This is a genomic window from Halovivax ruber XH-70 (assembly GCF_000328525.1).
Lineage (GTDB): Archaea > Halobacteriota > Halobacteria > Halobacteriales > Natrialbaceae > Halovivax > Halovivax ruber.
This window is the reverse complement of record NC_019964.1, coordinates 874,769-886,979: the sequence shown is the minus strand read 5'-3', so window position 1 is coordinate 886,979 and position 12,211 is coordinate 874,769. Positions and strand designations below refer to the sequence as shown.

Below are 12,211 nucleotides of genomic sequence, written 5' to 3'. Positions count from 1 at the left end.
GTGTGGACCAGATATCCCGACGGTAGGCATCCGATACGGGCGCGGACGATCGGCCGGCGCGGTTCGGCGATCCCTCAACGACAATCTCTCCCGTCAGCGACGGAATCCAACCGATTTTCGACCGGACGAAACCGTCATTACTGGCGGCGGGCGAGCGGAAAACCTGGGTTTCGCGTGGAACGATATCGTCCATTTATAGACACATCTCACCCGGGAAGTGAGGGAGACATGACCCACTCACCACCCGGGCGAGACGGACAGCAAAGGCGCAGGAATTCGTCGCGACGGCGCTTCCTGCAAGTGACTGCCGCAACCGGTGCGGTCGCGAGTATCTCAGGCGTCAGCGTCGCGCAAGACGACGAGGACAACGAGACGGACGACAGCGACGCGAGCGATTCGCAGGCCGACGAGGTCGTGACCGACGGACCGACGATCGGCCTCGAACTCGTCGGCGAGGGCTTCACCTCGCCGGTCGGATTCGAGGTCGCACCGGACGACGAGGACCGATACTTCGTCGTCGATCAACTCGGCCAGATCCACGTACTGGAAGGGGCCTCGAACGGCGATGGCGGTCCGCTCCAGCTTCGGGACGAACCGTTCCTCGACGTGAGCGATCGGATGGTGGAGGTGAGCGGCGGGACGGGCGAGTTCGACGAGCGGGGGTTGCTCGGACTCGCGTTCCACCCGGACTTCCAGGAGAACGGGCGATTCTTCGTCCGCTACAGCGCACCACCGAGTGAGGACACGCCGGACGACTACGACCACACGGCCGTCCTCTCGGAGTTCACCACCGCTGACGACGAACACTCGACCGCTGACCCCGAGTCCGAAGAGATACTGCTCGAAGTGCCGGAACCGCAGTTCAACCACAACGCCGGCGCCGTGGTCTTCGGGCCGGACGGATACCTCTACGTCCCCCTCGGAGACGGTGGAGACGCCGACGACACCGGTCTCGGCCACGTTGAGGACTGGTACGACGAGAACGAAGGCGGCAACGGCCAGAACACGACGGACACCCTCCTCGGCGGGATCCACCGGATCGACGTCGACGCCGATGGCGACGGTGACCGGCCCTACGGCATCCCCGACGACAACCCGTTCGTCGATAGCGACGAGGGGTTCGACGAGTACTACGCGTGGGGGCTGCGCAACCCATGGCGCGTCTCCTTCGACAGCGAGGGGAACTTCTACGTCGCCGACGTGGGGCAGAATCTCTTCGAGGAAGTCAACATCGTCGAGAACGGCGGCAACTACGGGTGGAACGTCAAGGAGGGGATCGAGTGCTTCAGCACCGAGGACCCGGGCGAACCCGGCGACGAGTGTCCGAGTTCGACCCCCGAAGACGTTCGCGGCGGCGAGGACCTGCTCGACCCGGTGATCCAGTACCCACACATCGTCGACGGCGAGACGCTCGGGATCTCGATCACCGGCGGCTACGTCTACGAGGGCGAGGCCGCCTCGGAATTGCAGGACATGTACGTCTACGGTGACTGGAGCCGTGGGTTCGGGTCGCCCGACGGGTCGCTGTTCGCCTCGCCCGTACAGGACTACGAACCGTCCGCCGACCGCTCCGAGGACGATCTCTGGGACATTCAAGAGCTCTCGGTCTCTGACGCGCCGAACGATCGGATCAATCGCTTCGTCCTCGCGTTCGGTCGCGACCACGACGACGAACTCTACGTCCTGACCACCGCGCGCTACACCGACGGCGAAACCGGCGAAGTCTGGCGCATCGTCCCCGAGGGCGAAGGTGAGACCATCGAACCGCACGAGAACGCCGTCGGCAGTGAGGAGGAAGACGAAGAGGAAGCAGACACCGAAGACGGGGAAGACGACGAGATAGACGACGACGCAGCCGGCGACGATGGAATGGACAACGAAACCGATAACGAATCCGTCGACGGTGCCGGAAACGAGAGTGGAGACGTCGGGAACGAATCCGTGGACGACGGTGCGGACAACGAATCGATCGACGATGGCAACGCGTCAGTGGGGAACGAATCCGACGAGTAATCGAGTAGCCGGTGGAACCGCTCGCTCGAGATCGGCCGGGGAACACGCGATCCGACCGGACCCGGCCGCGACGAGCTATCGGTAGTGAAAGCGACGACTGAACCGGATTCATCCCACAGCTTGCGCCGTGGGCTTTCTCCGCCCATCGCTGGACACTTTCGAGAGAGGGCAATGCACCGGCTGCTGTCTTTCACCGCAGTAGCAGATCCCACGGGATCTCCGACCTCACCCGTCGGCTCCCGCTGTCCGAACGATTCGCTCTTCACCCGTCTCACCGCGTTCCTCGGCGACGACGTACTGCACTTCCACGAGGAACGACGCGTCCGTCTCCTCGCTGATGGCCTGGTAGATCCGGTCACTGAGTTCCGGGTCCGGCCCTGGATCGAACCCCTTGACGACGACGATCACGCGCTCGACCGACCGTGCCGGGTAGTCGTCGTCGAGCACGACCGTGACGTCGTCGTTTGTCACCTCGTTGTACTGCGGATCGTCGAGGATTCGCTCGACTTCGTCCTGGGCGGTCGCCTCGAGTTCCGTCGTCTGGAAGTCGTTCAGCGTCAATCCGGCGAGGGGCACCGCCAGCACCAGCAGACCGACTCCGAAGACGGCGATGTACCGCATCGTCGCCCGTCGGGTCGGCGACACCTCGAAGAGACCCTGGGGCCGGTAGCCGGCAATCCAGAGGGTCACCAGCGCCGCCAGGTTGATCGAGAGCAGGTTCACCGTGACGAGGATCAGGGCGCCGAGCGCGGCGCCGTTCATCCCCCAGGCGGTCGTGATACCGACGGCCGCTGCGGGTGGGATGAGCGCGGCGGCGATCATCACGCCGACGATGGCCTCGGAGAACCCGCGGGTGAGACTCAGGATGCCGGCGACGCCGGCTCCCAGGGCGACCAGCACCGAGAACAGGTTCGGCGAGACGCGCTCTTCCAACTCTGCGACGAGTACGATGTCCACACCGGCGGGTTCGAGGCCGGCCAGGCGAGCGAGCGTCGCGAGGCCGATCGAGGCGAGGACGACGACGCTCACGCCGAGGACCTGGTACCGAAAGCCCCCGCGCCGGAGGGCGTCGTCGCCCGTGACGATACCGACGCTGGCCGCGAGCGCCGGACCGAGTAGGGGCGCGATGACCATCGAGCCGACGACGACCGCCGGGGAGTCCGCGAGGAGGCCAGCCGTCGCGACCACGGCGCTGATCAACAGCATGACGAGGTAGATCGACAGCGCGGGCGTGAACTCGTCGGCCTTCGTCCGCAGCACCTGGCGGGACGTGCGGGCCCCGCCCGCACCGCTCGCGCTGTACTGGTCGCGGACCTCGTCGAACGCCTCGGAGACGACCGTCTCGGCGTTGACCACGACGACGTGGGCGTCTTCGAGGTCCACCCGCGCCAGGTCGTCCAGCACCGGTTCGACCGCGTTCGTCGGGACCGGGAACCGGACGACGGAACTGTACCGGGCCCCGCTGGTCTCGTCGCTCATGACGTAGTTGATTCCCGCGTCGTCGAGGACGCCGAGGACGGCCCCGCGCCGCCCCTCGGGGATCGCGATTTCGACGTATCGCATCGTCTCGACTAACCACGAAGCGACGGTTAGTACCACGTTGAGACGGCTTCAGGGCTCGGGACCGACGAAGACGAGGGGCGACCCGAGACTCGAAGCGCGTACGGAGGAACGAGTGTGCCCCGGTCGATCGTCAGTCACAGTTGTCGAGATAGCACCGACGAGTCGCGACGCCGGGAGACGAACGGCGGGCCCCATGGGTGTGGTACTTTGAATCGGCGGGTCGAAGAGCACGGTATGGCAGCCGATGAAACTGAAAACGAGTCCGACGAGACCGAACACGAAGGCGAGCGCGTCATGGACCGGGCTGACGGTGCGGCGATCCTTCGCGAGGTCGCCGACGGGGTCGAGGACGGGCGAATCGAGATCGAGGGTGAGAACGGGTTCACGGCGGAAATTCCGGAACAGTTCGAACTCGAGGTGGAGTACGAGGTAGCGGCCGACGAAGCGGAACTCGAGGTCGAACTGGCGTGGCCCATGGAGGACGGCGACGCCGTCTCCGCCGAAGAGTAAGAAACCCGATTCGCGTCTGGTCGAGATCTGTTGGAACGCGCATAGCTTTTGGTGACTTCCACGCCAAATTATATGATGATGCCCACGAGTACGTTCAGATCGACCGTGAGTCAACCGTCGAAGGCGCGAACACGACTGGACGAAGGTGACGAGGCCCTCGCTCGCCCACTCGGACACCCGATCACGATCAACGAAGTCCACGCCGCGCTCCTCGGGACAGTGGGGCTGTTGGTCGGCTACAGCGTCCCGGTCCTCGGGCCGCTCCTGCCGCTGTACGCAATCCTGGGGCGCCCACGGTTTCACTCGCTGCCCCACGACCACGTCGAGTACCCCCGCTCGATCGGCCTGCGGACGGTTCGCCACGAACCGTGGTGGGCACTCGCGAGTTACGTCCCGCTGTATTTCGTCGGCGCGTTCGTCTGAGCGATCGGTACGGATCCCGGTTGCAGAAGGTATCGTCTCCCGACGGTCGTGAATCACGGATGTGGTTCTCGAGAGTGCGTGAACGACGTCCCATAAGTCCCCGTCCCACGCCGCGCGTAGGTTTTCGACCCCGTGTTTGTGAGTTACACACATGGACAGGAGAACGCTCCTCGCTGGCGCCGCCAGTTTCGGCGTGGCTGGGTGCATCGCCACCCCTCGCGGAGCGCAGTCGGAACTGGCAACGGACCAGACCGGCCTCAGGATCACCAGTGGGTCCCACGACCCGGGACCCGACGCGGTCGTCGGCGTGAACGACTCGATTACCGCGACGGCGACGGCTGTCGATCCCGAGGGACGACTCGACACGATCGAGTGGATCGACGGGCGTAACGTGCTGGTCTTCCAGACGGACGACGTTTCGGGCACAGAGGCTACCAGCACCGTCTCGTTCGACGAAGTCCCCAAGTGGCTCCGGGCCGGCTACCCCACGATGGTCCGCGCGACGACGACGGACGGGCGCGAGACCGCCCGCGTCGATATCGAGGGCCCAGCAGTGCGTCGCCCGTACGCGGTCGATATCGTGGACACGACCATGCCGCTGTCGGGCGGCGACCGCTTCGACGCGACGATCAGCGTCGAGGACGTCGGCGATCTCCAGCACGTCGGGCCGTCCGAACAGGAGATTCGCCTGCGCGTCGGTGGCGACCGCACCACGGTCGACCGAACGACGGTGGATCTCGGCTACGGACAATCGACGACGATCGTCCTCGGCTACGACACGTACCCCGTCCAGCAGGCCGTCGAGTTTCCCGTTCGTGCAGAAGGGCCCGACGACGCCGACGAGATCGACATCCGAGTTGGCCCGGCGGCGGACACGACGCCACCCGAGCAGGACCTTCGGGTCTCGATCACCGACGTCGACGACGATGGCGTCCGCGGCGGCGAGACGCTCGAAATCACCGCCGAGTTCGAGAACACGGGCGACACGCGCATCAACACGGTCGCGCAACTCGTCTCGGTCGGCAAAGGGGCAGTCGTCAACGAAGCGCAGGTGGTCCTGGACCCGGGCGAGACGCAGGAACTCGTCTTCGCGTACAAGACCTACCCGGTGAAAACCGACGTCGAGTTCGAAATGGCGGTGTGTACGCCCTACGGGTCGGATACCGTGACGGTGTCGGTCGCCGCCGCCGGGTCCGACCCGGACCGCGACGGGCCGTTCGGCGTCGCCATCTTCCAGGTGAACGACCCCGTCGCGGGTGGCGACCGTCTCGAGGTGGCCGCCTCGTTCGTCAACAGCGGTGACGACCGCGGGTCGTTCACCGCCGAGCTGGTCGTCGGTGACGAAGTGGTCGACACGCGCGAGATCGAGATGGCGGGCCAGTCGACGGTCATCCGCACACTGGGATACGACACCTACCCGGTGACGAACGACGTGACCTTCCCCGTGACGGTACGCACGCCCGACGACTCGGCGACCACGCAGGTCGAAGTCTTCGGCACCGACCACGAAGGCCCGGTCACCGCGTCGATTACGGGCACGACCGCGCCGGTGACCGGTGGCGAGCGCCTGGACGTCTCCGCGACGGTGACCAACGACGGGACGGCCACCACCGACGCGGTCGTCGAACTGGTCGTCGGGGGCGAGGTAGTGGACGCGAAGACGGTATCGCTGGGTGCCGGGTCGTCCCAGTCGATCACGCTGGGGTACGACACCTATCCGGTCAAGAACGACTCCACGTTCGAAGTGACGGTGCGCACGGCGGACGGGAGCGTCGCGACGCCGGTGACGGTGTACGGCACGGAGGGCGACGGCGCTGACGAGTCGTCGAAATCGGGTGACGAGTCCGGTAGTGAAGACGGCGGGTCGGACGACGGTGACGACAGTGACGGTGGGTCCGCCTCGTTCGGCGTGTCGATCGACGGCACCAACGCGCCGGTCGACGGTGGTGACCGGCTGGACATCTCGACGACGATCACCAACGCGGGCGATGCCGACGGGTCGGCGACCGCCTCGCTGGTCGTCGGTGGCGAGACGGTCGCTTCGCGGGGTGTGTCGGTCCCCGCGGGCGGGTCACAACCGGTGACGCTTGGCTATTCGACCTACCCGGTCCAACAGGACGTGACCTTCCCCGTGACGGTGCGCGTCGACGGCGCGAGCGCGTCCACGTCGGTGTCCGTCCGCGGGGTGAGTGGGAGTGAGTCCGACGCCGAAAACGGCGAAGGGTCGGATGACAGCGCCGACAGCGGGTCGACGGACGGTGGGAGTGACGGAACGACCGGCGAGAGCGCTGGAGCGACCGACGGCACGAGCGATGGCAACGCAAGTGGATCATCCGGTGGCGAGAGTGACGGAACGGACCCGGCCAACGGCGGGTCTACCGATAGCGGAGACGGCGGTGGAACGAGCGACGACAGTGACAGTGGATCGTCACAGGGTGCGGACGATGGAGCGAGCGACGGCACCGACGACGGAGACGGCGAAAGCGGTTCGGGGGACACCAGTGGAGCGAACGGCGGATCGACCGACGAGGGTGGCGAAACCGGCTCCAGCAGTAGTGACACGGGTGTCGATGAGGACGATGCAACGGGAACCGACTCGAGCACGGGTGGAAACGAGTCCGGCTAGGCGGCAGACGAAAGCAAGAATATGCGACTCACAACGGCCGTCAAACGACGACCTGGCAAGCGTGGACGACACCGCTAGTGTGGCGATCATCGATGGCGTCGCCAGTCGCTGTTTCCGAGGGAAACTGGTAAATGGCGAGCAATTGTCTCGACCCCCATGGAAGCGGATGACACAGGCGGACCCGAGACGATCGACTGGGAGATCCCGCCGGAGTACACGGTCGCGTCGGCCGTCGAGGAACACGCAGCGGCAGTCGGGGATCGAGTCGCCCTCTCGTTTCTGAGCGAGACCGGTGATCGAGCGGAGCGGACGTACGCCGACCTTCGGGACGACATGCATCGCTTCGCGAACGGGCTCGAACAGCTAGGCGTCGGTCAGGGCGACCGGGTGATGCACCTCTTTCCCCGCCACCCCGACGCGTTCGCGGTACAACTCGGCGCCCTCTCGGTCGGGGCCTTGCTCGTTCCCAGTTCGGCGATGTTGCAGCCCGCGGACATCGAATTCCGCGCGAACGACTGTGCGGCCGAGACCATCGTCGTCCACGAGTCGCTCACCGACATGGTCGAGCCCGTCCTGACCGAGAGCCCGATCGAACGGGTGATCGTCCTCGACGGGACAGGCGCGGTCGCAGACGACCGGTGGACGACGGTCGAGGCCGTGATGGACGGCCAGTCGACAGCGTACGACGGTCCCGACGTCGGCGCCGAGGACCCGATGTCGATCAACTACACGAGCGGAACGACGGGCAAGCCCAAACCCGTCCTGCACAAACACCGCTGGCAGTACTGCTTCAACCGGGTGAACGCCCGCCACTGGTGGGGGATCGACGAAGAGACGGATCTCGACGACGAACTCCTGTGGGCGACGACGGGCACCGGCTGGGCGAAGTGGTTCTGGAGCCCGGTCGGCGTCGGCCCCACGACCGGCGCGTCGCAGTTCATCTACGACGGCGACTTCGAACCCGAGCGCTTCCTCGAGGTGCTCGAAGCCGAGGGTGTCACCAAACTCTGTGCAGTGCCGACCCAGTACCGGATGTTCGCTAGCGCCGACCTCGCGGCCTACGACGTCCAGTTGACCGACGCACTCTCGGCCGGCGAGCCGCTCAACCGCGAACCGATCGAACAGATCGAACAGATCGAAGCCGCCTGGGGCGTGACGCCGCGAGACGGCTACGGCCAGACCGAGACCGTCGCGCTGGTGCTGAACACGCCCGAGATGGCGGTCAAACCCGGTAGCATGGGAAAACCGTCGCCGGGCATCGAGACCACCATCCTCGACGTGGACGACGAGGTACCCGTCGAGCCGGGCGAGATCGGCGAGATCGCGGTCCCGATCGACTCGCCCGCCATCTTCGACGGCTACTACGAGAAGCCCCACCTCGACGATCGGACGTTCTCGGGCGAGTACTACCGGACCGGCGACCTCGCGTCGATGGACGAGGACGGCTCCTTCTTCTTCTTCGAGGGTCGGGCCGACGACATCATCATCTCGGCGGGCTACCGCATCGGCCCCTTCGAGGTCGAAGACGCACTCGTCAGTCACGACGCCGTCGCCGAGGCCGCCGCGGTCGACAGCCCGCACGATGAACGGGGCAGCGTCGTCAAAGCCTACATCGTCCTGGCGGCGGGAGCCACGGCGAGTGAGGAGCTAAAAACGGAGCTACAGGAGTTCATGGAAGCGGAGACGGCACCGTACAAGTATCCGCGTCGGATCGAGTTCGTCGACGAACTCCCCAAGACCTCTAGTGGGAAGATCCGACGGATCGAACTGCGAGAACAGGAGCGAGCGCGGTTCGGGTGAGTGATCGCTGGGACGACGAGTCGATCGAACCGATCGGTCGCTGGCGTTCGCAGCCGCGGTAGCCGAGGCGGTCGGCAGATGGCGAGAATACCTCGAGATAGCCGGTACCAGTCGAGACGGGGAGGGAGGTGTTCGACGATCCGGATCTCCTTCAGCGAAACGCCCCGGTCTCGAACGGGCTACGGAGGTGGCCCATTCCGGAGCCGCCACCGGGACTTCGGCGTCGACGGCGCCGAAGCAGTTGTCGTGCGGGGTGCGGAACGAAATACCTCGACGGTGTAGCAGCCCGTCCCACCGGTGGAACAATGGAAGTCATCGCTCCGCTCGATCACCACGAACTACTCGTCGTCATCGTCCAGCTGACGGTGTTGCTCCTCGTCGCGAGGGTTCTCGGCGAGGCGTTCGCGTCGATCGGCCAGCCGGCGGTGGTGGGAGAGTTGCTCGCGGGCGTCCTCCTCGGCCCATCCGTTCTCGGACTGATCGCGCCGGGGGTCTACCGATCGCTGTTCGCCGTGTCCGAGGCCCAGTTCCACCTGCTCGAAGTCGTCTCCTGGCTCGGGCTCATCATGCTGCTGATCGTCACCGGTCTCGAAACCGACCTCGACCTGATCCTCGCCAACGGCCGAACCGCGCTCGTCCTCTCACTCGGCGGCATCGTCGTGCCGTTCACCACCGGCTTCGCGCTCGGGTGGGTCATGCCGGTCGCGTTCATCGCCGCGCCCGGACAGCGGCTGGTGTTCAGCCTCTTCATCGCGACGGCGATGAGTATCTCCGCGATTCCGGTCATCGCGAAGGTCCTCCTCGAACTCGACGTCATCCGCCGCGACGTCGGACAGCTGATCCTCGCGGCCGGCATGATCGACGATACGATCGGATGGATCCTGCTCGCCACCGTCGCCGGACTCGCCCGGACGGGTGGCGTGGACCTCGGCACGGCCGCGACGACCGTGCTCTCCGTCCTCGTCTTTCTGGGACTCGCGATCACGGTCGGTCGGCGCGTCGTCGCGACGACGATCAGATGGGTGGACAACGCTGTCGGCGGCGACATCGCGCTGTGTTCGACACTGATGCTCTTCGCGCTCGCCGCGGGCGCGGTCACCCAGTTTCTGGGACTCGAAGCGATTCTCGGCGCGTTCGTCGTCGGCGTACTGGTCGGCCGAGTCAACCGGTTCGAGCGCCGCGTTCGACGCAGCTTCGAGACGGTTACGCTCGCCGTCTTCGCACCGTTGTTCTTCGCGATCGCGGGGCTGCGGACGGATCTCGTCGCGCTGGCCGATCCGACGGTCTTCGGCGTCGGGCTCATCGTGCTCGGCGTCGCCTGCATCGGGAAGTTCGGCGGGGTCGTCGGCGTCGCACGTCCCGCAGGTCTCTCCTGGTGGGAGGCCATTACGATCGGCGGTGGGATGAACGCCCGCGGAGCGATGGAGATAATCGTGGCGACGATCGGCCTCGGACTCGGGATCCTCACGACCAGTACGTTCAGCATCATCGTCGCCGTCGCCATCGTCACCTCCCTCATGGCTCCCGCGATCATGCGCTGGTCGATTCCGAAGATCGAGATGAGCGAGGCCGAACGGGCGAGGATCGAGCGGGAGCAATACGCCAGGGAGAGCTTCGTAGGGAGCCTGACTCGAGTGTTATTGTCGACGCGAGGCACCGTCGACGCCCGCTACGCCGCCCGACTACTCGGGCCACTGCTTCGAGAGACGGAAGCCGACCTCGACGTGTTGTCCGTGACGCTGCGGTCGGACCGGAACGGCGGAGGCGGGCGGCTCCGACGCTGGCTCCGCCCGGGAGGACGCTCCGCATGGAAGACCATCGTTCGCCGAGGCGACCACCCGGAGCGCGGGGAACGAAGTGCAGAGCCCCCTCCCGCTGACGCCTTCGACGATATCGACGCCCAGCTCGCCCGGTGGAATCGACCCGGGCGGCGACTCACACGCGATGCCGACGGCAACGTCTCGGACGCCATCCTCGAGACCGCGCGCACCGACTACGACCTGGTCGTCTTCGGCGAACGAACGCTCGGACGGGGGCTCGACGAGCCACTATTCAGCAAGTCGATCGATCGCGTCGTCCAGGAGATCCCCTGTCCGACGATGGTCGTCAGCACGTCCGATCGAGTAAAGCGCGACCCGGCGCTGATCGACGAACCGATCCGACGGATCCTGCTGCCGACGGTCGGCACGCAATCCAGCCGTCACGCCGCCGAAGTGGCGTTCGCGATCGCCACGGCCGAACGGGCGCTGGTCGAGATCGTTCACGTGATCAGCCGTCCGGATCCGAGCGACCAGTTCGCCGGTCCCCCCGACGTCTCCCGAGAGCGGGAAATCGGGCGACAAATCGTCGATCGCGAGGCCGAACTCGGACGAAAACTCGACGCGAAGGTGACGACGACAGTCACGCAAGCGAGCGATCCTGGCGAGGCGATCGTGGACCTGGCCGACGAAACGGGGGCCGACGCGATCGTGATGGGGTCGAGCACGCGACGGATCTCCCGACGGGCGTTTTTCGGCCCCACCGTCGAACGCGTGGCAACGACGGCGGCGTGCCCCGTTGCCGTGTTGAGTTCGGTGTAGCGTGACGCGTCGACTCGGCCGAGTGGGAAGGACGGTCCACCCGCACAACACCGCGACGCCGAGTCGCTCGGGGCGACGATCTCCGACTGCCGCGTCGTCGGTCCGGCGGGCCAGCGCCGCGTCGCGTACCGCACGGCGTCCGAACGATGCGTGGCGACCGTAGGGGGTTCGCGACGGGCGCGTCGTGATACGGAGAACCCTCGGTACGCAACGAACCACGTCGGTAGCGCTTCGATCACCGATCCTTCCAGATCATGCCCTCGACCGCCGCGGTCAGCACGACATCGCCGTCACCGTTCTCGCAGACCACGTCGGAGGTGAACTCGTAGCGATCGTCGCGTTCGACTACGGTTTCGTACGTCGACCGGCACGTGATCGGGTCGCCGGTGTAGACGGGCCGGTGAAAATCGATATCCATCGAACTGGCCAGTACCTCGTCCTCACTCCCCAGCTTCGTGGGTAACGTCGCCGTCAACAGCCCCTGAACCATCACCTCGCCGTCCTCGTTTGGCTCCGTGTGGCGGGCCTGATCGTCGCCCGAGACGGTGCCGAACTGCCGGACGTCGTCGACGGTGAACGTCCGCTCGAACGATCGGGTCTCCCCTTCGACTGGTTCGGTCATCCTCCACGGGTTCGCCGCGGATCGCGAAAAGCGTTGAGATGGCGGTGGTGCTCGTCACGTCCAGTACGGGTGTCC

The 12,211-nt window shown here is 66.1% G+C and carries 8 protein-coding genes; 6 read left to right on the top strand and 2 right to left on the bottom strand.

The genetic code is table 11. The annotated features are described in order from the left end of the window. Positions 1-228 precede the first annotated feature (228 nt). Complete coding sequence (locus tag HALRU_RS04090; protein ID WP_015300137.1) at positions 229-2,013, top strand: PQQ-dependent sugar dehydrogenase; 1,785 nt, start codon at positions 229-231, stop codon at positions 2,011-2,013. A gap of 225 nt (positions 2,014-2,238) precedes the next feature. Here the strand turns inward: HALRU_RS04090 and HALRU_RS04085 are convergent, their stop codons facing one another. Then, a complete protein-coding gene (locus tag HALRU_RS04085) occupies positions 2,239-3,576 on the bottom strand; it encodes a TIGR00341 family protein (protein ID WP_015300136.1) in 1,338 nt (445 codons plus the stop codon). A 234-nt stretch (positions 3,577-3,810) separates the two neighbouring features. Here HALRU_RS04085 and HALRU_RS04080 point away from each other — a divergent pair, with 234 nt between their 5' ends. The 5 genes from HALRU_RS04080 to HALRU_RS04060 all read left to right on the top strand — a co-directional run bounded on the left by HALRU_RS04080 (position 3,811) and on the right by HALRU_RS04060 (position 11,514). After that, positions 3,811-4,086: an amphi-Trp domain-containing protein gene (locus HALRU_RS04080; protein WP_007698448.1), complete on the top strand. Its 276-nt coding sequence runs from the start codon at positions 3,811-3,813 to the stop codon at positions 4,084-4,086. Between the two features lie 105 nt (positions 4,087-4,191). Beyond that, positions 4,192-4,509, top strand: coding sequence for a hypothetical protein (locus HALRU_RS04075; protein ID WP_148680430.1), 318 nt, complete (start codon positions 4,192-4,194; stop codon positions 4,507-4,509). A gap of 151 nt (positions 4,510-4,660) precedes the next feature. Further along, the gene (locus tag HALRU_RS04070) at positions 4,661-7,135 is read left to right on the top strand and encodes a hypothetical protein (protein WP_015300134.1); all 2,475 of its coding nucleotides are present in this window, start codon (positions 4,661-4,663) and stop codon (positions 7,133-7,135) included. Positions 7,136-7,291: 156 nt separating this feature from the next. Further along, positions 7,292-8,935 (top strand): acyl-CoA synthetase, encoded by a 1,644-nt coding sequence (locus tag HALRU_RS04065; protein ID WP_015300133.1) that lies wholly within the window; start codon positions 7,292-7,294, stop codon positions 8,933-8,935. A gap of 305 nt (positions 8,936-9,240) precedes the next feature. Continuing rightward, complete coding sequence (locus HALRU_RS04060; protein ID WP_015300132.1) at positions 9,241-11,514, top strand: cation:proton antiporter domain-containing protein; 2,274 nt, start codon at positions 9,241-9,243, stop codon at positions 11,512-11,514. 235 nt (positions 11,515-11,749) lie between these two features. Here HALRU_RS04060 and HALRU_RS04055 read toward each other — a convergent pair whose 3' ends face one another. Then, a complete protein-coding gene (locus HALRU_RS04055; RefSeq protein WP_015300131.1) occupies positions 11,750-12,136 on the bottom strand; it encodes an acyl dehydratase in 387 nt (128 codons plus the stop codon). Positions 12,137-12,211: the final 75 nt, after the last annotated feature.

Excerpts from the sequence above, each read along its gene's own strand:
- HALRU_RS04070 (WP_015300134.1), top strand. The coding sequence starts at position 4,661 with ATGGACAGGAGAACGCTCCTCGCTGGCGCCGCCAGTTTCGGCGTGGCT.
- HALRU_RS04065 (WP_015300133.1), top strand. The coding sequence starts at position 7,292 with ATGGAAGCGGATGACACAGGCGGACCCGAGACGATCGACTGGGAGATC.
- HALRU_RS04060 (WP_015300132.1), top strand. The coding sequence starts at position 9,241 with ATGGAAGTCATCGCTCCGCTCGATCACCACGAACTACTCGTCGTCATC.
- HALRU_RS04090 (WP_015300137.1), top strand. The coding sequence starts at position 229 with ATGACCCACTCACCACCCGGGCGAGACGGACAGCAAAGGCGCAGGAAT.
- HALRU_RS04085 (WP_015300136.1), bottom strand. The coding sequence starts at position 3,576 with ATGCGATACGTCGAAATCGCGATCCCCGAGGGGCGGCGCGGGGCCGTC.
- HALRU_RS04055 (WP_015300131.1), bottom strand. The coding sequence starts at position 12,136 with ATGACCGAACCAGTCGAAGGGGAGACCCGATCGTTCGAGCGGACGTTC.
- HALRU_RS04080 (WP_007698448.1), top strand. The coding sequence starts at position 3,811 with ATGGCAGCCGATGAAACTGAAAACGAGTCCGACGAGACCGAACACGAA.